The sequence below is a fragment of the Candidatus Polarisedimenticolia bacterium genome (assembly GCA_036001465.1).
In the GTDB taxonomy this organism is placed as follows: domain Bacteria; phylum Acidobacteriota; class Polarisedimenticolia; order Gp22-AA2; family Gp22-AA2; genus Gp22-AA3.
Genome location: DASYUH010000109.1, coordinates 1 through 24,275 on the forward strand (window position 1 = coordinate 1; position 24,275 = coordinate 24,275).

General features: G+C 71.8%; 6 protein-coding genes. 3 read left to right on the forward strand and 3 right to left on the reverse strand.

The features are described 5' to 3' along the window. Positions 1-161 (forward strand): DNA-binding protein (locus VGV60_18230; GenBank protein HEV8703213.1); only part of this gene is annotated, 161 nt, incomplete at its 5' end. A 56-nt stretch (positions 162-217) separates the two neighbouring features. After that, a complete protein-coding gene (locus tag VGV60_18235) occupies positions 218-880 on the forward strand; it encodes a hypothetical protein (GenBank protein ID HEV8703214.1) in 663 nt (220 codons plus the stop codon). Between the two features lie 14 nt (positions 881-894). On the opposite strand, the gene VGV60_18240 is transcribed toward VGV60_18235, so the two are convergent. Continuing rightward, positions 895-1,722, reverse strand: coding sequence for a class I SAM-dependent methyltransferase (locus VGV60_18240; protein HEV8703215.1), 828 nt, complete (start codon positions 1,720-1,722; stop codon positions 895-897). 146 nt (positions 1,723-1,868) lie between these two features. Between VGV60_18240 and VGV60_18245 the strand changes: the two genes are divergently transcribed. Further along, positions 1,869-2,090: an MbtH family protein gene (locus tag VGV60_18245; protein HEV8703216.1), complete on the forward strand. Its 222-nt coding sequence runs from the start codon at positions 1,869-1,871 to the stop codon at positions 2,088-2,090. Here VGV60_18245 and VGV60_18250 read toward each other — a convergent pair. Together VGV60_18250 and VGV60_18255 are read right to left on the reverse strand one after the other, a co-directional pair. Then, positions 2,017-14,457 carry an amino acid adenylation domain-containing protein gene (locus VGV60_18250; GenBank protein ID HEV8703217.1) on the reverse strand — a complete coding sequence of 4,147 codons (12,441 nt, stop codon included), beginning with the start codon at positions 14,455-14,457 and terminating at the stop codon, positions 2,017-2,019. The two genes, VGV60_18245 and VGV60_18250, sit on opposite strands and share 74 nt — an antisense overlap. After that, positions 14,441-24,202, reverse strand: a complete 9,762-nt coding sequence (locus VGV60_18255; GenBank protein ID HEV8703218.1) for an amino acid adenylation domain-containing protein — start codon at positions 24,200-24,202, stop codon at positions 14,441-14,443. The genes VGV60_18250 and VGV60_18255 overlap by 17 nt, the downstream gene beginning before the upstream one ends. Positions 24,203-24,275 lie beyond the last annotated feature (73 nt).

Consider the following 24,275-nt stretch of genomic DNA (forward strand, 5'->3'; position numbering starts at 1 on the left):
GCACGGTGCGCGGCATTCTCGAGCAGTTCGGCTGGGAGACCGAAGACATGGGGAAGGCCGAAGCGGCGCGCGCCATCGAGCCGCTCTGCATCCTCTGGTGCATCCCCGGCTTCCTGAGGAACGACTGGACGCACGCCTTCAGGCTGTTGCATCAGGGGTAGGCGGTCCTCGGTCATCGGGAAGAGGCATGAGACTGTAGACCTGCGCGGCGGAGGCGATGCAACTCGCGCTCTTCATCGGGCTGGCCACTCTGTACGTCGGCCTCTCGCTGGCGCTCGGGGCGCTGTCTCCCTGGAAATACGAGTTCGGCATTCTGTATTGGTTTCTCGTCCCGACCGTGGGCTTGACTTGCGGCGCCATGGCGATTGCCCAGCTCGTCCAACGATTCGCACCGATCCCCTGGATCGCCGAGCGGGGCTTCGGCTTCCCGCCGCGCCGCGTCCACCTTTCCTGGAGGGCCGCTGTCCGCGGCCCCTCCATTCTTCCGGTGCTGTTCTTCCCGTGGTACCTGGTTTCGTTGACCTGGCAAGCTGGTGATGGCGGTGCCCGGTCCATTGCGGTCGGTATCGTGGCGCTCGCCCTTCTCGCAGTTGCTCTCTCGATACGCAAACTCCGTCGTGAGATTCGGCTTCTCCGGGGTGGCGCCGTGGCCATGGCGCTCATCGAACATCGAACGAGCACGGGTGAGGATCCATGGGAGGCGATCCGGTATCACTTCATGACGACCCATGGAGTGGCCGTCTCGGGCCGTGCCTACGACCGGGGGTACTGCGTGAGTGAGGGCTCGATCGTTCCTGTGTTCTACAACCCGAATCGACCCAAGGATCACATTGCCGCCTGCGCGTGCTGGCTCGAGGCTGACCTAGCCCGGCTTGGGTGAGACGCCCCGGACGCTCAATGCCCTGGTGGTGAACATCGCGGGCGCAGCCGGGAAAGAATGACATGATCGGTCGAATGCGGCCCGAACGGCTCACGCTTGAAGGAGCCCCAGTAGCTGACGATCTCGAAGCCCTGGCTTTCGAGAAGGGCCTCCAGCTCGGGACGTGAGTAGAGATGGAACACAAGGCGCGTGCGCCACTCGCCGACCGGCGTGCCGCGTGCGTCCTTGACCTGCCACTTGTACCTCACCTCGATCATCCCTGAATCGGTCCGTGGTCGGGTGCTGACGCTGCGAACCACGAGCCGGCCCGTGGACAGGGGTCGCACGATGACACCGGCCTCCTCGCAAGGGTGGGAGAGCAGATCGGGTCCGGGGTTGACGACATCGAAGCACAACCGTCCGGCGGGCTCAAGGTGCCGGGCCACGTTGCGCAGCCACGCCCGCCGGTCGCCGGGCCGGAGCAGGTGCTGGGCGACTCGAAACGGGGCCGTCACCAAGCCGTAACGCCCGCCGATGTGCGTGCTCCGGATGTCCCCCTGAGACACACGGGTCCTCCGCCTGACCCGGGGCGGCTCCAGACGCAGCTTCCCCCGAAGCACCCGCAGCATGGCGGGCGAGGCGTCTATGCCATGGATGGCGATCCCGAAGCGCGCGATCGGCAGAAGGTTCCGACCGCTTCCGCATCCCATCTCCAGGACCGGTTCGCCCAGTTCCTTCGCGATGGACGAATAGAAGGCGATGTCGTCCACGGAGCCCGCAGCCTTGTAATCGGCGTCATAGAAGCGCGCCATCAGGGCGTACGGATCGAGACCGGCGGCCTGTGTATCGCGTTTGCCGCTCATGAGGGAGCCGGGTCGCATCTAAAATACCGCGAACGCGCCCCCGGGCACAAGACGGGACCACGAGGAGGCCCGCGAGGCCACGGGACCATCACACTCTCGGCGACGGCGCGGCGCCGATCGGCTAATATTCCTGCCGGGAGGACGTCATGGGCGCCGACGAGAAGGACGAGGACCTGTACAGGGTGGTGGTGAACCACGAGGAGCAGTATTCGATCTGGCCGCTGGAGAAGGAGAACGCGCCGGGCTGGCGGGACGCCGGCAAGACCGGGACGAAACCGGAGTGCCTGGCGTACATCAAGGAAGTGTGGACGGACATGAGGCCGAAGAGTCTGCGCGAGAGGATGGAGCAGGGGAAGGGGCGGGCCTGATCGCGGCCGAAGCCGCGTCCTGCAACCTGGCCCGGAGCCTTTCGGCCAGAACCTGGACGTGCGGCTCGCGGACCATCGAATAATGGTCGCCGGGCACCTCGAGAACGTCCACTCCTCCCAGGGCCAGCGCCCGCCAGCCGTACGCCGGGTCGGGGCCGGTCCGCTGCGCCTGCGCAGCGCGGAACAGGGTCGCCCGCCCTGGATAACTTCCGGGCAGGTAGCCGCGCAGCGCCCGCAGATTGGCCCGCAGGACCTCGACCAGCCGGCGGACTTCCTCCAGGCCGATCTCCGGCGGCAGGAGCCCCTGCGCCTTCGCCCGCTCGAGGATCCGATCGAGCCGGCCGTCGGACTCCGGCAGGCGGGAGTCGTCACCCGGTGCCGGACTCTCGAGGCCCCCCGAGACGCCTCCCAGCTCGCGCGCCAGCATGGCGACGAGGGTCGCGCCGTCCACCGGGCTGGCGGACGCCGGCAGCGATCCGGGAGCGTGGCTGTCGATGAGGGCGAGGAGGGCCACCGGCTCCCTCTGCGCGGCCAGCCGGCAGGCCATCTCGTATGCCACCACCCCGCCGAATGACCAGCCTCCGAGCGCGTAAGGCCCGCGCGGCCGCTGCTCGCGCAGGGCCGCCAGGTAGCGCTCCGCCAGCGCCTCGACGGTGGACTGCGGGTTCGTGTCGACCCGCAGCCCCGGTGCTTCGAGGGCGAAGAACGGACGGTCGGCTCCCAGCCGCGCGGCCAGGGCGCCATAGCACAGCACCGTCCCTCCGATCGGGTGGACGCAGTAGAAGGGCAGCTTCGATCCGCCGGCCGCGAGCGCCACGAGGGGCGGCCGGGCGGCCGGCGCGGTCTCGCTCCTCAGGGCGTCGGCCAGGTTGGCGATCGTGCCGCCGCGGAACAGGATCGACAGCGGCAGGCTCCTGCCGAACTCGCTCTCGACGCGTGCCATGAGGCGCACGGTGAGCATCGAGTGCCCGCCGAGATCGAAGAACGATTCGTCGACGCCGACGGGACGGACGCTCAGGACCTCCTCCCAGATCGCCGCGAGACGCCGCTCGACGTCGTCGCGCGGTGGCGCGGGCGCGGACGCGCGCCCCGCCGGGCGGGCGACAGCAGCCGGGGCCGTTGCCTCGACCCCGATCGGCCTCGCCTGGAGAGCGCGGCGATCGATCTTCCCATTGGCCGTCAGCGGCAGCGACTCAAGCGCCACGATCGCCGAGGGCACCATGTGCGGCGGCAGCTTCTGCTTCAGGAAGGACCGCAGGTCGCCCGCCAGCACGACCTCCCCCGGCTCCGGCACGACGAAGGCGACGAGCCGCCGGTCGCCCGGCACCGGCTCCTGGACGACGACCGCGCTCGTCTGCACGTACATGTGCTGCGCCAGGACCGCCTCGATCTCCCCCGGCTCGATGCGGTAGCCGCGCAACTTGACCTGGTCGTCGCTCCTTCCCAGGAACTCGAGATTCCCGTCCGGCAGGAAGCGCGCCGCATCACCCGTCCTGTACAGCCGCGCGCCCGGCTCGCCGCCGAACGGATCGGGAACGAAGACGGCGGCGCTCAGATCGGGGCGGCGCAGGTAGCCCGCGGCCACGCCCTCGCCGCCGATGTAAAGCTCCCCCGCCACCCCCGCCGGGACCGGGTCCAGGTTCCGGTCGAGGAGGTAGACGCGCGTCCCCGGGATCGGGCGGCCGATCGGCACGCGAGGCGGCGCGCTCCCCGCTCCCGTCAGGGACGCGCCGCACTCATGGACCGTGCTCCAGACCGTCCCCTCCGTGGGTCCGTACTCGTTGAAGAGCGCCGCGCCCGGCGCCAGCTCGCGATGCCTCTCGACGAGATCGGGCGGACAGGTCTCGCCCGCGACGATGACGGTCCGCAGCGGCGCCAGGTCCTCCGGCCGCGCCTGCGCCAGGACGTAGGCGTACAGCGACGGAACGCTCAGCCAGTGCGACGGTCGCTGTCGCGCGATCCATTCGAGGAGCAGCCGGGGATCCTCGTGGAAATCCTGAGGCGGCAGGACGAGCGTCCCGCCGGAAGAGAGTGTCCAGAAGATCCCCGCCACCGAGCTATCGAAAGCGAATGATGGGAGCAGGATGAAGCCGGTCACCGGGTCCCGATAGAACCTCAGGCGCGCGGCCGTGGAGTGCTCCAGGTTGGCGTGCGTCACCAGGACCCCCTTCGGCCGCCCGGTCGATCCCGACGTGTAGATCACGTAGGCCGGATCGTGCGGGCCGGGGCGACGGCCCGCGGGCCCCGCGCCCGCATCGGCAGCCTCCGCGAACGGCGCGCCGGCCCGAACATCGTCCTCACCGGCGGTCCCTTCTCCCCCATCCAGGCAGACGACCCGCGGGGCGCGCAGGTGCAACGACGACTGCAGGCGTCCGTGCGTCAGCAGCAGCGGGGAGCCGATATCCTGAAGAGTGAAATCGAGCCACTCCCGCGGGTAGGACGGGTCCAGGGGAACGTAGGCGCCGCCGGCCTTCATGATCCCGAGGATCGCGACCAGGAAATCGGGCGAGCGCTCGAGGCAGACGGCGACCGGCGTCCCCGGTCCGATGCCGAGAGCCCGCAGATCGCGGGCCAGCCGGTCGGCGCGGCGATCGAGGTCCGCGTAGGTCAGCCGTGCGTCGCCCCGGACGACGGCCGGCGTCCCGGGCGAGCGGGCCGCTTGCGCCTCGAACCGGTCGAGGACCGTCCGCTCGCCGCGAGGAGACTCCTCGGCCGCCCCGCTCCAGTCCACCAGGATCGTGCGGCGCTCGGCGGGCGCGAGCAGCGGCAGGGCCGAGACGCGCCGCGCCGGGTCGTCCGCGGCCGCCCGCAGGAGCGTCTCGAGGTGCCTGGCCATTCTGGCGATCCGTTCCTCGTCGAACAGGTCGGTGCTGTACTCGAACGCGCCGGCGAGGCCGGCCACATCCTCGCTGAGCGACAGGGTGAGATCGAACTGCGACGTGCCCGGATCGACCTCCATGTACTGCATCGTCAGGCCGGGAAGATCGGGGACGTCCTCCGCCGGTGGCTGCAGGGCGAACATCACCTGGAACAGAGGCGCCCGGGTCAGGTCGCGGTCGGGCTGCACCGACTCGACCAGCTTCTCGAACGGCAGGTCCTGGTGCGCGTAGGCGCCGAGGGCGTCTTCCCGCGTGCGCGCCAGGAGCCGGGCGAACGACGGGTCGCCCGACAGGTCGCCGCGCAGCACGAGCGTGTTGACGAAGAAGCCGATGAGCCCCTCGGTCTCGGCACGATCGCGCCCGGCGCTCGGCGACCCGATGAGCATCTGCTCCTGGCCGGTATAGCGGAACAGAAGCGCCTGGAAGCCCGCGAGAAGGGTCATGAACAGTGTCGTGCCCTGGCGGCGGCCGACGTCCCGGAGCGCGTCGCTCAGATCCTTCGGCAGCGCGAACGGGTGGCGCGCCCCGCGATACGTCTGCGCCGGCGGGCGCGGCCGGTCGGCCGGCAGGTCGAGCACCGTCGGGGCGCCGGCGAGGCGCTTCTTCCAGTACTCGATCTGCCCGCGCAGGACGTCTCCCCGCAGCCAGTCCCTCTGCCAGGCGGCGAAATCGGCGTACTGGATGTCCGGATCGGACAGAGGCGACGGGCGGCCGTCGCGGAACGCGCCGTAGATCTGCGCCAGCTCGCGTAGGAACACGTTCATCGACCAGCCGTCGCTGACGATGTGGTGCGTCGTCAGCAGAAGAACGTGGTCCTGGGCGGCCAGACGCAGGAGAGAGGCGCGCGCCAAGGGCCCCCGCTTCAGGTCGAACAGGGCGCGCGCCTCGATCGTCGCCCGCCGCCGCGCCTCCACCTCGCGCTCTGCGGCCGGCAGGCCTTCGAGCGACTCGACCGGCAGCTCCGGCTCGAGCGCCGGAACGATGACCTGCTCGGGCTCGCCCTGGACCGTCCTGAACGTCGTGCGCAGCGCCTCGTGGCGCCTGACGATCTCGTTCAGAGCGCGCCGCAGCGCGCCGATATCGAGCGGGCCGCGCAGACGCATCGCAGCCGGGAGGTTGTAGAAGGCGCAGCCGGGCTCCAGACGGTCGAGGAACCACAGACGCTGCTGGGCGAACGACAGGGGCAGGGCGCCGCCGCGCGGCCGCCGCCTCAGCGCCGGCGCCCTCCGCCCGCCGCCGGCGGAGCGGAGGCGCTCGATCGCCTGGACCATGCCCGCGACCGTGGGCGCCTCGAACAGGGCGCGCAGAGGCAGCTCGACACGGAACGCCGCGCGCAGGCGCGACACGAGCTGCGTCGCCAAGAGCGAATGACCGCCCGCCTCGAAGAAGTTGTCGTTGAGCCCGACGGCTTCGACCCCCAGGACGCGGGCCCACAGGCGCGCCAGCTTCTTCTCGTCCGGGGTGACCGGGGCGACGTAGGTCCCCTCCGCCCTCAGCCTCGACGGCCCCGGCGCCGGGAGCGCCTTGCGGTCCAGCTTGCCGTTCGGCGTCCTCGGCAGCGCCTCAAGCGGCACGAACGCCGCGGGCAGCATGTGCTCGGGCAGCTTTCCCGCCAGGTCGCGGCGGAGCTCCCGCAGCGAGAGCGACGCCGGCCCCACCTTCGGGACGACGTAGGCGACCAGCCGCCTGTCGCCGTCGGCCTCCTCCCGGACCTGGACGACCGCCTCCGCGATCTTCGGATGGGCCGACAGGACGGCCTCGATCTCCCCCGGCTCGATCCGGAAGCCGCGGATCTTCACCTGCTGGTCGATGCGGCCCAGGAAGTATATCGTGCCGTCGGAGCGGAAGCGGCCGAGGTCGCCGGTGCGGTACATCCGCGCGCCGGGTTCGCCGGCGAACGGGTCCGGCACGAACCGCTCCGCCGTCAGGTCGGGCCGGTCGAGGTAGCCGCGGCCGGGCCCGACCCCGCCGACGACGATCTCTCCCGGCACCCAGGGCGGCACCGGGTTCCCGTCCTCGTCCAGGATGTAGATGCGGGTGTTCGACACCGGCCGGCCGATCGGCGTCGCTCCCGTCTCCTCCCCGCGGCGGAGCCGCGCGATGGTCGAATAGACCGTCGCCTCGGACAGCCCGTAGAGATTGATCACCCGCTCGATCGTCGCCTGTTCGTGGATCCTCCGGACCAGGGCGCCCGGCAGCGCCTCGCCCGCCAGGCTCACCGTGCGCACCGAGTCCGGCACGCCGCCCAGCCGAAGAAGCTCGGCGAAGGCCGACGGCACCGTATTGACCAGCCGTACCTCGTCTCGGGCCGGGAGAGCCGGCAGGCTGAGGGCGTTCTCGGCCAGGATGAGCTTGCCGCCCCAGGACAGGGGTCCGAAGATCTCGAGGACCGACGAGTCGAAGCAGACTGAGCTGCTGGCCAGGACTCCCGACCGATCCTCGTCGGTCAGCGTCTCGCGCGCCCAGTGCAGGAGAGAAACCGTGCTCTGGTGCTCGATCGCCGCGCCCTTGGGCCTCCCGGTCGAACCCGAGGTGTAGATGACGTAGGCGAGGTTGCCCGGCAACGCGCCGCCGGGCGGATTCTCCCCCGGCTCGCACTCGAGGGCCGCGCGGTCACGGTCCAGGCAGAGGACGCGCGCGGCGTGCGGGGGGAAGGCCCCGAGCAGATCCTCCAGGGTGACCAGCACGGGAGCCCGCGTGTCCTCGAGCATGAACGCCAGGCGCTGCCGGGGGTAGGCGGGATCGAGAGGCACGTACGCGCCCCCCGCCTTCAGGATTCCGAGGAGGGCGACGATCAGGTCCTGCGTCCGGGGCAGGCAGACGGCCACCAGGGCCTCGGGAGCGATGCCGAGCCGTCTGAGGCGGTGCGCGACCTGATTGGCCCGGCGGTTCAGCTCGAGGTAGGTGAGGCGGACCGTCCCGTCCACGACGGCGATCGCCTCGGGAGTCCTTGCCACCTGCGCCTCGAACGGGTCGTGCACGCGTCGATCGAGCGGCCAGTCGCGGCGCGTGTCGTTCCATTCGACCAGCACCCGCCGGCGCTCGTCTTCCGTCAGGGCGTCGAGTCTCTCGTGCCGGGCCGCCGGGTCCTGCGCCATCGCGGCCAGGACGCGGGCGTAGTGGTCGGCGATCTCCTCCACCTGCTCGCGAGCGAGGTCGGCCGAGCGGTAGTCGAGAGCCACGCTCACGGTGGCGGAAGACTCGTCCAGGTTGAACTGGGCGGTCAGGGCGAAGTAGGTCTGCTCGAAGCCGTACCCGCCCCAGAGATCGACGGACCCCTGTCGATCCAGCCTCCTATAGATGTGGAAGTTCGTGTAGTTGAACGCCGCGTCGGACAGGAACTGCCCGCCGCTCAGACGCTGCAGCTCGACCATAGGGAAGCGCCGGTATGGCAGCATCTCGCGCTCGGCCTCGAACGCCCGGCGCGCCAGGTCGACCCAGGTCCCGCCCGGAAGGCGCAACCGGAACGGCAGGGTGTTGAGGAAGATCCCCAGGACCTTCTCCCCGTCCGGCTCCTCGGGACGCCCGTTGGCGATGAGACCGGTGACCACGTCCCTCCGTCCGCTGAGCAGGCTCACGACCTTCATGTGCGCCGCCAGGAGGACGCTCTTCAGCGGCACCCCTGCCGACCACGCCAGGCGCTGCAGCGCCGCGGAGGTCTCCTGGGTCAGCGGCACGTCCACCCGGCAGACGGGGAGGGCCCCGGGGTCGCGCCGGGCCCCTTCGCGGCGCGGCAGGCGCGTGGCCGTGGCGTCGGCCACGATCCCGGCCCAGAACTCCCGCACCGCCGACGATCGCAGCGCCTCGCGCTCCAGCGCCACGAAGTCGCGGTACGAGGATCGGAGCGGTGGTCCGGGCGGCGGGGCCTGGACTTCGATGAGGGCGGAGTAGATCTCCAGGAGCTCGGTCAGGAAGGTGGCGACGCTCCAGCCGTCGAAGAACGGCTCGCTCAGGGTGAGCTGGAACCTCTCCTCGCCCAGGAGGTGCACGTGCAGGCGGACGAGCGGCGCGCGGCCCCAGTCGAACCTCCGGCGCATCTCCTCTTCGACCCAGGCGACGAGCGCCCGGTCCCGCTCCGAAGGCGACAGACGGCTCAGGTCCTCGAGGGCGATCGGGATCGCGGCCTCGCGGTGCACCAGCTGGAGCGGCTCGCTGAAGCCGGTCAGGTCGAACGACGTCCGGAGGATCGGGTGGCGGGCGACCATCCGTCGCACGGCGGTCGCCAGCCGATCGCCCAGGAAGGGGGCCCGGATCTCGACACTGCTAACATAGATGATGTAGTCGGGGCTGTACTCGCTGTGGAAGACGAACCCTTCCTGGAGCTTCGACAGGGGGTAGGCGTCCTCCACGTCCGCGGGGAGACGCCGGCGATCCTCGGGAGGCACGAGCTCGAACGGCCCCGGGCGCCCCCCCGCCCGGGCCTCCGGAAGCGCCCGGGCCAGGTCGGACGCCAGACCGCGGATCGTCTGATGGTCGAAGATCTGCTGCAGGGAGAGATCGAGTCCCCTCTCCCCCGCCTTCACCCGCACCTGGATGCTGCGGATCGAATCGCCGCCGAGGGCGAAGAAGTTGTCGTCGATCCCGACCCTGTCCAGGCCGAGCACTTCGCACCAGACCTCGGCCAAGTGCTTTTCCTCAGGGGTGCGCGGCGCGACATAGCGATCCTCGAGATCGGGCCGGGCGCGCTCCGGCGCCGGCAGGGCGCGCCGGTCGATCTTGCCGCTCGGGGTGAGCGGCAGGGACTCCAGGTAGAGGAAGGTCCCGGGGATCATGTAGTCGGGAAGCCGTTCCATCAGGAAGACGCGCAGGGCGTCGAGACCGGGCGCCTCCGCCGCCGGCACCACGTAGGCCACGAGCCGCCTCTCGCCCGACGACTCCCGCCGGGCGACCACCACCGCCTGCCGGACGCCGGGGCAGCGGGACAGGGTCGCCTCGATCTCCCCCGGCTCGATCCGGAAGCCGCGGATCTTCACCTGGTCGTCCACCCGCCCGAGGTATTCGATCTCCCCATCCGCGCGCCGCCGCCCGAGGTCGCCGGTGAGATACAGTCGCGCGCCGGGGAGGGAGCGCGCGAGCGGCCCGCCGGCAAACGGATCGGGGACGAAGCGCTCGGCGGTCAGCTCAGGCCGACCGAGATAGCCCCGCGCCAGCCCCTCTCCGCCGACGTAGATCTCCCCCGGCACGCCGTACGGCGCCGGCTCCATCCTCTGATCGAGCACGTGCAGGCTCAGATCGGGAATCGGCCGGCCGATCGGGCTCGACGGACGCTCGAGGTCGGCGGCGGAGAGCGGCCGGCACGTGACGTGCACGGTCGTCTCGGTGATGCCGTACATGTTCACCAGGTGCGGCCGGCGATCGCCGTGTCGCTCGAACCAGGGCCGCAGGGCGGCCGGCTCGAGAGCCTCGCCGCCGAAGATGACGAGACGAAGCGCCAGGTCCGGGGCCGCCGGCGATGTCGATGCCGCCGCGTCGGCGTGCATCAGGAGGCGGAAGGCGGACGGCGTCTGGTTCAGGACGGTGACCCGCTCCTCCCGGAGCAGCCGGAGGAACGCCTCAGGCGAGCGGCTGACGAGGAACGGGACGACCACCAGCCTGCCGCCGTGCAGCAGAGCCCCCCACATCTCCCAGACGGAAAAATCGAAGGCGTACGAGTGGAACAGCGTCCAGACGTCCAGCGGCCCGAACTCGAACCAGGCGCGCGTCGCCTCGAACAGCCGGGCGACGTTCCGGTGCGTGACCACGACTCCCTTCGGCCGCCCGGTCGAGCCGGACGTGTAGATGACGTACGCCGGATGGTCCGGGAGCGCGCCTTTCGCGAGAGGCTCGGCGCTCTCCTCTTCGAGACCCGCGCCGGCCGCGTCCACGTCGATCGTCTCCACCTCGATCGTCGAGACACCCTGCCCCGCGCCCGGAGGCGGCAGCGCGTCCCGCAGGCGGCCACGCGTCAGGACGACGCGCGCCCGCGTGTCGTCCAGGATGAACGCCAGGCGATCCCGCGGGTAGGTCGGATCGAGCGGGACGTAGGCGCCGCCCGCCTTCAGCACCGCCAGGATCGCCACGACCATCTCCGGCGACCGGTCGAGACAGACGCCGACCATGGTCTCCGGCCCCACTCCGCGGGCGCGCAGGAGCCGTGCCAGCCGGTCGGCGCGCGCGTTCAGCCTGCCGTAATCCAGGCTCTCGCCCTCGAAGGTCAGGGCCGGGGCATCGGGAGCGAGCACCGCCCGCGCCTCGAACAGCTCGTGCAGGCAGCGCGTCCCGTCCGTCCCGGCCGCGGGTGAGGAGGCCACGTCTGCGGCGGCGAGCAGGTCCCGCCTCTCCTCGCCGGTCAGGAGTGGAAGGCTGGAGAGTCGCCGGTCGGGGTCGGCGGCCGCGCCCTCGAGCAGGCTGCCGAAGTGGCCGATCATCCGGTCGATGGTGGCGGCGTCGAACAGGTCGGTGCTGTATTCGATCGACCCGGCGAGGCCGTCGTCAGTCTCAGCCACCTGGAGCGTGAGGTCGAACTTGGCCGTTCCGGTGTCGATGTCCAGGGGCTCCACCGACAGGCCCGGCAGGCGCAGGTCCGGGACCGGCATGTTCTGCATGACGAGGGCGACCTGGAAGAGCGGCTGGCGCGCCGGGTCGCGCGGCAGGGAGACCATCTCGACCAGCCTCTCGAACGGCAGGTCCTGGTGCGTCTGGGCGCCCAGCACGACCTCGCGCGCGCGGCCCACGAGCTCGCGAAAGGACGGATCGCCCGACAGGTCGCCGCGCAGGACGAGGGTGTTGATGAAGTAGCCGATCAGCGGCTCGAGTTCGAGCCGGTTGCGGCCGGCGACCGGCGTGCCGACGCACAGATCGTCCTGTCCGCTGTAGCGGCACAGGAGAGCCTGGAAGGCCGCCAGCAGCACCGCGAACAGGGTCGTCCCTTCCCGCCGGGCCAGGGCGCCCATCGCCTCGGTCAGCCCTCGCGCCACCCGGAGCGGGCGCCAGGCGCCGCGGAAGGTCGCCGCCCTGGGACGCGGCCGGTCGAACGGCAGGTCGAGCGTCGCGGGCGCGCCCGCCAGGCGGCGCCTCCAGTAGGCGACCTGGGCGTCGATCGCTTCGCCCTGCAGCCGGCGCCGCTCCCACGCGGCGTAGTCGGCGTACTGGATCGGCAGGTCCGGCAGCAACACCGGGCGCCCCGCGACGAACCCTTCGTAGAGCGCCTGGAGCTCGCGCAGCAGGACACCGAGCGACCAGCCGTCGCTGACGATGTGGTGCAGGGTCAGGAACAGGACGTGGTCCTCGTCGTTCAGGCGCAGGAGCCGGGCGCGGAACAACGGGCCGCGCGCCAGGTCGAAGGACGTGCGCCCCTCCTCCTCCGCCAGGCGGAGCGCCTCGGCCTCGCGCCGGACGGTCGCCCCCCCGGCCAGGTCAACACGCGACAACACCGACGGTCCCGCGGGCCGGATCACCTGCACCGGCTCGCCGTCCACGAGGCGAAAGACGGTCCGCAGGGCCTCGTGCCGATCGACGATCGCCTCGAGGCTGCGCTCCAGGGCGTCCGCGTCCAGCCGCCCGCGCAGACGCAGCGCCAGAGGGACGTTGTACGCGGCGCTCCCGGGTCGGAGCTGATCGATGAACCACAGCCGCTTCTGGGCGAACGACACGGGCAGCGGCGCGTCGCGCGCCGCGAGCTCGATCCGATCCCGGTCGAAGGGCTGCCCGCTTCGCCCCTCCGAGTCGATCCACTCCGCCAGAGCGCCGAGCGCCGGCGTCTCGAACACCCGAAGCGCCGGAACATCGATCCGAAGGGCCTCCCGCACCCGGGAGACCAGTTGCAGGACCAGCAGCGAGTGGCCGCCCGCCTCGAAGAAGTCGTCGTGGACTCCGACCCGGTCGCGTCCGAGGACCTCGGTCCAGATCCGCGCCAGCGCCCGCTCCGTGTCGGTGCGGGGCGGGAGGAACGGCGCCGGCCCGGCGGCGTCTTGGGCGCCGGGGGCCGGCGCCCCCAGGAGGCCGCGCGCCGCTGCCCGACCCGCGTCGCGTCGCGTCGCGTTCCGCGCGTCGCCGAGGCCGGAAAGAGGGACCTCGGAGAGGCGTCGCGCCGGATCGGCCGCCAGCGCCTCGAGCAAGGCCCTGAAATCGCCGGCCATCCGCTCCACCGTGGCGCGCTCGAAGATGTCGGTCGCGTATTCCAGGAGCGCCTCCATCCCCTCGCTGTCCTCGGAGACGACGACCGTCAGGTCGAACGGCGTCACTCCGGCCTCGAAATCGATCAGCTCCGACCTCAGGCCACAGAGGTTCGGCGCCGCCGCCTGGACGTCCTGCAGGACGAACATCGTCTGGAAGAGGGGGTGGAGGGAGGGATCGCGCTTCGGCCGCAGCTCTTCGACCAGCTTCTCGAACGGCGCCTCCTGGTGGCCGAGCGCCTCCCCGACCGCGCCCCGGACGCGTCGCACCAGATCGAGGAGCGTCGGGTCGCCCGAGACATCGCCGCGCACGACGAGGGTGTTGACGAACAGGCCGATGAGCGACTCGGTCTCGAGACGCGTGCGGCCGGCGACCGGCGTCCCGACGCACAGGTCGTCCTGCCCGCTCCAGCGGTTCAGGAGCGCCAGGAACGCCGCCAGGAGGACCATGAAGGAGGTCGCTCCCTGGGCGCGGGCCAGGGCCTTCAGTTGCCCGACCAGGCCGGACGGTACGTCGAACGAGACGCGCGCGCCGCCGTAGGTCGGGGCCGGGGGGCGCTGGCGATCGAGGGGCAGGTCGAGAACGCCCGGCGCGCCCTCGAGGCGCCGCCGCCAGAAATCGACGAGCGCGCGCAACTCCTCGCCCTGGAACCGCCGCCGCTGCCAGTGCGCGAAGTCGCCGTACTGGATCGGCGGGTCCGGGAGAAGCGACGGTCGACCCTCCGCGAACGCTTCGTAGATCGCGGCCAGCTCCCGGTCGAAGACACCCGCCGACCATCCGTCGCCGACGATGTGGTGCTGCGTCTGAATGAAGACGTGCTCGTCTTCGGCGAGTCGCAGGAGAAGGGTCCTCAAGAGGGGGCCGCGCCCCAGATCGAAGGGACGGCGGGCTTCCTCGGCGGTGCGGCGCGCGACCTCCGCCTCCCGGCGATCCGCGGGCAGCCCGTCCAGATCCACGACGGGCAGGCGCAGCACCAGGGACGGCGCGACGACCTGGACCGGACCCTCCGCGGCTTCGGCGAACGTCGTCCGCAGGATTTCGTGGCGTCTGACGATCTCGTTCAGGCTGCGCTCGAGAGCCTCGACGACGAGGCGGCCGCGCAGGCGCAGGGCGCGGGCCATGTGATAGACCGGCGCGCCCGGGCTCAGGCGATCGAGGAACCACTGGCGCTGTTGCGCGAAGGAGAGCGGCGCCGGCCGGTCCGCTGGCCGCCTGGGGATGGACGCGAGCGCCGTCCGGCGCGCGGACTTCTCCCGCAGCGTCCGCACCAGGGCCGCCCGTTGCTCGGCGGACAGATCCTTCAGGCGATCTTGCGGCTCAGGAGTTCTCGACATGCTCCGTCCATCGGGCATCGGGAGGTCCGGGCGTCGCCCGCGTCTCGCCCCGGGCCCCGTCCATCAACCCGAGCACGGCGTCCAGCTCGCTGGGACCGGCCGTACGCAGGTACGCCTCCTCGACCTTCCGGGCCAGGCCGCGGATCGTCGGGTCGTCCAGGAAGTCTTTCAGCGACACTTCCGCTCCGAGGTGCGCGCGCACCCTCGATACGAGAAGCGTGGCGAGAAGCGACTGGCCACCGGCCTCGAAGAAGTTGTCCTCGACGCCCGGACTGTCCACGCCGAGCAGGCCGCCCCACAGGCGGGCCAGGTCCTGCTCAATTAGCGTGCGCGGCGGCACGCGGGCAGATTCGGAATCGGAGGCGGCGCTCTCGGGCGCCGGGAGCGCCCCGCGATCGACCTTGCCGTTGGGCGTGACCGGCAGCGCCTGAAGCGCCACGAAGACCGACGGCACCATGTAGTCCGGGAGCGACGCCTTCAGGAAGGCGCGCAGCGCCGCCGGCGCCGCGTCCTCCGCGTTCCGCGGCACGACGTAGGCCACCAGCCGGCGCTGTTCCGGACCGTCCTGGCGCGCCACGACCACCGCCTCGCGCACCGTCGGGTGGGCCAGCAGCGCGGACTCGATCTCTCCCGGCTCGATCCGGAAGCCGCGGATCTTCACCTGGTCGTCCAGCCGCCCCAGGTAGTCCAGGTCGCCGTCCTCGCGCCAGCGCGCCAGATCGCCCGACCGGTACAGGCGACCGCCCGAGGTGCCGCCGAAGGGGTCGGGGACGAAGCGCTCCGCGGTAAGGTCGGGTCGCCCCAGGTAGCCGCGCGCCAGCCCGGCTCCGCCGATGCAGATCTCCCCGGGCACGCCGACCGGCACGGGCCGCATCGCGGCGTCGAGGAGGTGCACGCGCGCGCTCTCGATCGGCCGGCCGATCGGGCTGCGCGGGCGGCCCTGCATGTCCTCCGGGCGCAGCCGTCGCCAGGTGACGAACATGGTCGTCTCGGTGGGTCCGTAGAGGTTGAACAGCAGGGGGCGGTCCGGGTGGCGAGCGACCCACGGCTTCAGGTCATCCGGGTTCAGCGCCTCCCCGCCAAAATTCGCCAGGCGCAGGGAGAGGCCGCCCGCGCCCTCCTCCTCCACCCGCATCAGCGATCGGAAGCCCGACGGCGTCTGGTTCAGCACGGTGACCCGCTCGCGGCGCAGGAGGTCCAGGAACTCCTCGGGGGAACGGCTGACCAGGTACGGCACGATCACGAGTCGCCCCCCGTGCGCGAGCGCGCCCCACATCTCCCACACCGACAGGTCGAAGGCCGAGGAGTGGAACAGTGTCCAGACGTCGCGCTCGTCGAGGCTCAGCCGCGCGGCCGCCGCCGCGAACAGGCTCGTGGCGTTCGCGTGCGTGACCACCACCCCCTTCGGGCGGCCGGTCGAGCCGCTGGTGTAGATGACGTAGGCCGGGCTGTCGGGGTCCGCCTCGGGTGGCGGGTTCGCGTCGTCGGCGCACGCGGGCGCCGCTCCGCTCCGGCCGGCCGGAGCCGCGGGGGGGGTAGCGCCCTCCGCCTCGAGCAGGACGACGCCGCCGGCATGCGCCGGCAGTCTGTCGAGGATTCCCTGCCGGGCGACCAGAGCCACCACGCCCGCGTCCTGAAGCATGAACGAGAGCCGGTCGTTCGGGTAGGCCGGGTCGAGCGGCACGTAGGCGGCCCCCGCCTTGAGAATCGCCAGGATGGCCTCGATCATCTCGATCGAGCGCTCCAGGCAGACGGCCACGCGCGTCTCGGCCCCGGCGCCGCGCTCCCGCAGGCGCCGCGCCAGGCGGTTCGCCGTCCGGTTCAGCTCGCCGTAGGTGACCGCCTCTCCGTCGCAGACGACGGCGATGGCCTCGGGACGGCGCGCCGCCTGGGCCTCGAACAGCTCGTGCAGGCAGCGGCCGGACGGCGCCGCGAGCCCCGGGTTGCGCTCCTTAAGCCAGGAGCGCTCGGAGGCGGCGAGCATCGGCACGTCGGCCAGTCGTCGCTGCGGGTCGGCCGCGATCCCCTCCAGGATCGTCCGGAGGTGCCCGAGCATGCGCCGGATCACCGGCGCCTGGAAGCGCCGGGCGTCGTAGTTGATCTGGATCGACAACTCGGGCCCCGGAGGGACGACGACGTTGAGCGGGTAATGCGTCCACTCGACGGCCCGCAGGTCGCGGACTTCCAGATCTCCAAAGCGCTCCAGAAGCTTCGCGTCGAGGGGGTAGTTCTCGAACGCGAAGACGCTCTCGAACAGCGGCGTGCCGTGCGCCAGGCCGCTCCACTTCTGGGTCAGCGTCAGCGGCGTGTATTCGTACTGGCGCATCTCCACCTGTTCCTCCTGCAGTCCCTTCAGCCAGGAGACGACCGGCTCGCGCTCGCGGAGCCGCGCCCGGACGGGAAGCGTATTCAGCATCAGCCCGACCATCGTCTCCGCGCCCCGGAGGTCGGCCGGCCGGCCCGACACGACGCCGCCGAAGAGCACGTCGCTCTGGCCGCTGTATCGGCCCAGGAGAATGGCCCACGCCCCCTGCAGGACCGTGTTGAGCGTCAACTGCTGCCGGCGCGCCAGGCCTTGGAGCCGCGCGACGACGGCGCGCGGCAGGCGGATCCGCTCCAGCCGGTAGTCGTCCGGCTGGGCGGGCCCTCCGGCCGGGCGATCCACGACCAGAGGCGTCGGCGAGCCGAGCCCCGCGAGCGCCCGCTTCCAGTACGCCTCGGCGGCGGCGAGGTCCTGCCGCAGGAGCCACGCGACGTAGTCGCGGAACGGGACCGGCTCGTCGAGCGCGGGCGCCTCGCCGCGGCGGAACGCCTCGTAGAGCGAGGCCACCTCCTTCAGGAGGACCGGCAGCGACCAGCCGTCCAGCAGGACATGGTGGTGGCTCCAGACGAACCGGTGGACGTCATCCGCGAGACGCATGATCGCCAGGCGCTGCTGGGGCGGGCGCGACAGGTCGTAGCCACGCCGCATGTCGTCGTCGAGGAACCCCTTTAGCTCGCGCTCCTGCTCCTCGGGTTCGAGGCCGCGCCAGTCGCGTCTCTCCCACGACAGGCGGAGGCTCCGCTGCACCACCTGCAGCGGCTTCTCGACGCCGCTCCAGACGAAGGCGGTGCGCAGGATCGGGTGGCGCTCGATGGCGCGCCGCCAGGCGCGCTCGAAAGCCTCCTCGTCGAGGGGACCGTGGAACCTCCAGGACAGGTGCTCGACGTAGACTCCCGAGCCCGGCGCGGACAGCGTGTGGTAGAGCATCCCCTCCTGCATCGGCGTGAGCGGATAGACGTCCTCGATGCGGGCATGGTCGCGGGCCAGCCGATCGAGGGTCGCCTGGTCGAGAGGGGCCAGGGGAAAGTCGGACGGCGTATAGGCCGCGGCCCCGGGCCGGCTGCCGAGGGCGATGAGCGAGCGCAGCGCCCTCTCGAACCGTCGCGCCAGAGCCTCGATCGTGGCGCGGGCATGCAGCGCCTCGCTGTACTTCCAGCTGAGCCGCAGTCGGCCGGAGGCCACGTAGCCGCCGATCTCCAGGAGGTGGGTGCGGCGGCCGCGCGGACTCACCACCGGCCCCGTGGACTCGGAAGCGAAGCGGAACGGCGCCGAGGCGGGCACCGTCGCGTCGAACTGGCCGAGATAGTTGAAGCTGATCTCGGCCTGCGGCAGAGCCGCGAGCCTGCGGGCGATCTCCCGATCCCCCCTCAGGTAGCGCAGCAGGCCGTACCCGATGCCGCGCGCCGGCATGGCCCGGAGCTGCTCCTTGATCGACTTGAGCGCCTCCTCCGGCCCGGGCACCTCCTCGAGGGTGAGCAGGACCGGCTTGATCGTCGTGAACCAGCCGACCGTGCGCGACAGATCGACGTCGTCGAGGACTTCCTCGCGGCCGTGCCCTTCCAGATCGATCAGCGCGGAGCGTTCCCCCGTCCATCCGGTCACCGCCTGGGCGAGCGCCGTGAGCAGGACGTCGTTGATCTCGGTGCGGCAGGCGGCCGGCACGTCCTGCAGGAGGGCGCGCGTTTCCTCTTCCGTGAAGACGCTCGTCGCCACGCGCGCCGTCTCCTCGAGATTCTCCTCCCCGGGGTGATCGACCGGGATCCGCCCGACCCGCCGCCGCGCCTCGGCCAGCCAGAAATCGATCTCGGGATCCGCGGGGGCCGTCCGCGCGTGCTCCGCCAGGCGCTCGGCCCAGAGGCGGTACGACGTCGTCTTGGCCGGCAGGTCGATCGTGTCGCCTCGCTCGAGCTGCCGGTAGACGGTGTTCAGATCCTCGAGGAGGATGCGCCACGACACGCCGTCCACCACGAGGTGGTGGATGACGACCAGCAGGCGCGCCGGGAGGTCCGATCCGAGATCGAAGAGCGCCGCTCGCACGAGCGGGCCCTCGGCGAGGTCCAGGCTCCGCTGCAGCTCGGCGGCCTTCGCCTCCAGCGCCGCGATCCGCTCCCCGGCGGGCAGGGCCGAGAGATCGATGCGGCGGAACGGGACCGGCCCGCCCGGGGCGGCGCCGATCTGCCGCCACTCGGATCCGACCTCGCGGTAGCGCATGCGCAGCGCGTCGTGGTGCGCCAGGAGGACGCCTAAGGCCCGCTCGAGCTTCGCCTCGTCGAGAGCCTGTCGGGCTTCCAGCAGGACGGCCTGGTTGAAGTGATGCGGGTCGGCGAAGTCGTGCTCGAAGAACCAGCGCTGGATCGGTGTTGTGGGCGCCTCGCCCGTCACCGCGCCCTGCTCGGCCGAGGCCGCGACGCGCGCGTCGGCGACCGCCGCCAGCTCGGCCACCGTCTGGTGCTGGAAGATCTGCTTGCTCGTGAGACGCAGGCCGGCCTGGTTGGCGCGCGCCACGATCTGGATGCTGAGGATCGAGTCGCCGCCGAGATCGAAGAAGTTGTCGTGGATGCCGACGCTCTCGCGACCGAAGACCTGGGACCAGATCCGCGCCAGGGTGTGCTCCGCCGGTGTGCGTGGCTCCGCGCGCCCTCCTTCGAGATCGCGCCGGCCGGCGTCGGGCGCCGGGAGCGCCTTCCTGTCGATCTTTCCCGACGGTGTGCGCGGCAGCCGCTCGAGCGCCACGAACGCCGAGGGGAGCATGTGCTCCGGCAGGCGCTCCTTCAGGTAGGCGCGCAGATCGGGGGCGGACGGCGGCGGACCGGCGCCGGGCCTGCCGACGGTGTACGCGACGAGGCGCGTCTCGCCCGGGGCGTCCTCGCGCGCGGCGACGACCGACTCCTCGACCGCCGGGTGCCGTTCGAGGGCGCGCTCGATCTCGCCCGGCTCGATCCGGTAGCCGCGCACCTTCACCTGGTCGTCCAGCCGGCCGAGGAACTCCAGGTTGCCGTCGAGGAGCCAGCGGACGCGGTCGCCCGTCCGGTAGAGTCGCGCGCCGGGGGCGCCTGTGAACGGGTCGGGGACGAAGCGCTCCGCGGTGAGGTCGGGTCGGCCCACGTACCCGCGCGCCACGCCTTCCCCGCCCACGTGCAGATCGCCGGGCACGCCGACCGGCACGGGGTTCAGGTGGCCGTCGAGGACGTAGACGCGGACGTTGGCGATCGGCCGCCCGATCGGCACCAGCCGCGCCGCCCCGGAGGCGGGCCCGCCGGGCGCTTCGTACACGGTGGTCGTGACCGTCGCCTCCGTCGGGCCGTAGGCGTTGAACAGCGCCGGACGAACGTCCGTGATCTCGTTCCACGCCGCCAGTCGATCGGAGAACGTCTTCTCGCTGCCGATGACGACGCACCGGAGGCAGGCCGGAAGCGGCCGCTCGTCCCTCCCCAGCTCGGCGACCCAGGCGTGCCAGTAGGAGGATGGCAGGTTGACCACCGTGACGCCCTCGTTCTCCAGGAAGCGGTGGAACTCGGGGACCGACACGAAGACCGGGTCCGGCCGCAGGACGAGCGTCGCGCCCCGCAGCAGCGTCGGGAAGATCTCCTCGGCGGCGACGTCGAAGTTGAGCGACGCGAACTGCAGGACCCGGTCGTCCGGCCGCAGAGCGTAGCGGCGCGCCATCTCGACGCTGTGGTTGACGAGAGCGCGGTGCGGCACCAGGACGCCCTTCGGTGCGCCGGTCGAGCCGGAGGTGTAGATCACGTAGGCCAGGTTCTGCGGCGCGGCGGCGCGGACGTCGCCCGCCGCCTCCCCCGGGGCCGCGCCCTCGACCGACGCCTCGTCGAGGCACACGACGCGCGTGCCGTCCGCCCGCAGGCGGGCGAGGAGCCGCCGCTGCGTCAGCACCACTCCCGCCCTGGTCTCCTCCAGGATGTGGGCACACCGGTCCGCCGGGTAGGCGGGGTCGAGGGGCACGTAAGCCCCGCCCGCCTTCAGGACCCCGAGCAGGCCGACGACCATTTCGATGGAGCGCTCGACGCACAGGACCACCGGCGATTCCGGCCCGACGCCCAGACGGCGCAGGCGCCGGGACAGGGTCGTGGCGCGACGGTCCAGGTCGGCGTAGGTCAGCCGGTCGGGTCCGAAGCAGACCGCGATCGCCTCCGGCGCGCGCGCCGCCTGGTCCTCGAAGAGCTCGTGGATGCAGCGCTCGTGTGGGAACTCGGCCCGCGGGCCGCTCCAGTCGACGAGCACCTGCCGGCGCTCCTCCTGCGGAAGAACCGGCAGTCGCGACAGCCGGCCGTCGGGATCGGCGACGACCCCTTCCAGGAGCGTCTCCAGATGCCGGAGCATCCGGCGCGCGGTCGCGGCGTCGAACAGGTCGGTGCTGTACTCCAGGGCGCACGCCAAGCCCGGACCGCCGTCATCCACCTCGAGCGTCAGGTCGAACTTGGAGATGCCGTCGTCGATATCCACGAACTCCGCGGTCAGCCCCTCGAGGTCGAGCCGCGACGCCGCGGCGTGCGCCACCATCACCTGGAACAGCGCCGTGCGGCTGAGGTCGCGCGGCGGATGCAGATCCTCCACCAGCCTCTCGAACGGCAGGTCCTGGTGCGCGTACGCCGCCAGGGCGACGCCACGCACGCGTCTCAGCGCCTCGCGGAAGGTCGGATCGCCCGACAGATCGGACCGCAGGACGAGCGTGTTGACGAAGAAGCCGATCAGGCCCTCGATCTCCAGGCGGTTGCGGTTGGCGATCGGCGTGCCGACCACGATGTCGTCCTGCCCCGTGTACCGCTGCAACAGGACCTTGAACGCCGCCAGGACCGTCATGAACGGGGTGGCCGCCTCCGCGCGGCCCAGGGAGCGCAGCGCCTCCGACAGCCGGTGGGACAGCTCGACCATGTGCCGCGCGCCCCGGTGACTGCGGACGGACGCCCGCGGCCGATCGGTCGGCAGATCGAGGGCGGCCGGAGCGCCCGCGAGCGCCCGCCTCCAGTAGGCGAGCTGCGTGTCGAGCGTCTCGCCGCGGAGCCAGTCGCGCTGCCAGGCCGCGAAATCGGCGTACTGGATCGGCAGGGGCGATAGGGGCGAGGGCCGCCCCTCCACGAACGCCGGGTACAGGGCCTCGAGCTCCCTGTAGGAGACGCCCTCCGACCAGCCGTCGGTGACGATGTGATGGAACGTGAGGAGAAGGACGTGGTCCCGCGCGTCGAGGCGGAGCAACCGGGCCCGCGCCAGCGGTCCCCGCGCCAGGTCGAACGGCGCCTGCGCCTCCTCCCGCGCCCTGCGAAGGGCCGCCGGCCAGCGCTCGGGGTCGGGCCGATCCGAGAGGTCCTCGACGGGCAGCGGCAAACGCAGATCGGGAGTCACGACGGCGAGCGGTTTGCCGTCCACGGCCGGAAACGCGGTCCGCAGCACCTCGTGGCGGCGGACGATCTCGTTCAGGCTCTTCTCGAGCGCCCCGGCGTCGAGCGCTCCGCGCAGGCGCAGCGTGCAGGGGGTGTTGTAGAACGGCTTGCCGGGCTCGAGCTGATCCAGAAACCACAGCCGCCGCTGAGCGAAGGAGAGCGGGCGCTCCCGATCCGGAGGGACGGACCGGGGGGCCGACTCCGGGCGTCTCCCTTCGCGGCGCGCCGCGGCGACACGCTCGGCCAGGCCCGCCACAGTCGGCGCCTCGAACAGGGCGCGCAGAGGCAGCTCGACCCCGAACAGGTCGCGCACCCGGGAGATCACCTGGGTCGCCACGAGCGAATGTCCTCCCAGATCGAAGAAGCCGTCCTGGACGCCGACCCGATCCAGGCCGAGGAGCCGCGACCAGAGCTCGGCGAGTCGCCTCTCGTCCTCGCCGCGCGGGGCGACGAAGGGCACGGCCAGATCCGGCCTTCCCGCGCCAGGCGCCGGCAGTCGCCGCCGGTCGACCTTGCCGCTGGATGTCCGCGGGAGTTCGTCGAGGAAGACGAACGCCGACGGCACCATGTGGTCGGGGAGCCACTCCTTCAGATGGTCGCGCAGGAGGCCGACGGGGAGAGGCGGCGTCTTGACGCCGTCCTCCTTCCGCAGCGTCATGTACGCCGCCAGGATGGCGTCTCCCCGCGAATCGGGACGCGCGACGACGACGCTCTCGCGGACCGCCGGATGCCGGTTCAGGAGCGTCTCGATCTCCCCCGGCTCGATCCGGTAGCCGCGCACCTTCACCTGCTCGTCCATTCGTCCGAGGAACTCCAGGCTCCCGTCTGGAAGCCACCGCGCCCGGTCGCCGGTCGCGTACAGGCGCGCGCCCGGCTCGCCGGAGAACGGATCCGGCAGGAAGCGGCCGGCCGTCAGGTCCGGGCGGCCCAGGTAGCCGTGCGCCAGCCCGGCGCCCGCGACGCACAGCTCGCCCGCGGCTCCGACCGGCAGCGGCTGCAGTCGCCGGTCCAGGACGTAGGCGCGGACGTTGTCGATCGGCCGCCCGATCGGGACCGTCCGGCCGCCACGCTCGCAGATCCAGAAAGTGCTGTCGATGCACGCCTCGGTCGGCCCGTACAGGTTGACGAGCTCCGCGCCCAGACGTTCGAAGCAGCGCTCCACGAGATCGGGCCTCAGCGCCTCGCCGCCGCAGAAGACGCGGCGCAGGGAGCGGCATCCTTCGAGACCCGGCTGGTCGAGGAGCGCCCGCAGCCCCGACGGCACCATCTGCAGGACCGTGGCCTTCTCCCGGGCGATCAGCCGGACCAGAGAGGCCGGGTCCCGGTGGGCGCCCGGTCCCGCCAGGATCAGACGGGCTCCGGCGAGGAGCGGCGCGAAGAACTCCCAGACCGCCGCGTCGAAGGTGAACGGTGTCTTCTGTACGACGCCGTCGGCCGCGTCCAGCGGAAAGCGTCGGCTCATCCAGAGCATGTGATTGCGGATCGCCGCGTGCGGGACGAGCACGCCCTTCGGCTTCCCCGTCGAGCCGGAGGTATAGATGGCGTAGGCGACGGCGGAGCGATCCACCGCGACGTCGAGGTTCGCGTCGCTCTGCCGTTCGGTATCGGCGTCGGGCCGATCCACTGTAAGGACCTGCCCGTGGAAAGCGGGGAGCCTGTCGCGAAGGCGCTCCTGCGACAGAACCACACCAGCGCCTGCCTCACCGATCATGAAGGCGAGACGGTCCCTCGGCCACGCCGGATCGAGCGGCAGCCAGGCCGCGCCCGCCTTGAGCGCGCCCAGGATGGCGGTCACCAGCCCGGGCGCGCGATCCATGAAGATCGGCACGAGCCCGTCGGCCGGGACGCCCAGCCGTCGGAGCCGCCGCGCCAGCCGGTTGGCGCGCGCGTTCAGGTCGCCATAGGTCAGGCGCCGGTCCTCAAAGACCACCGCCACCGCGTCGGGGCAGCGCTCGACCCGCGCCTCGAAGAGCTCGTGCACGCACCCCGCAGCTCCGAACTCCGCGCCGGTGGTGTTCCATTCCACGATCACCCGCCGGCGCTCGACTTCCGTCAGCGCCGGAACGCCGGCCGCGGGAGGCAGGTCAGGGACAGGAGGA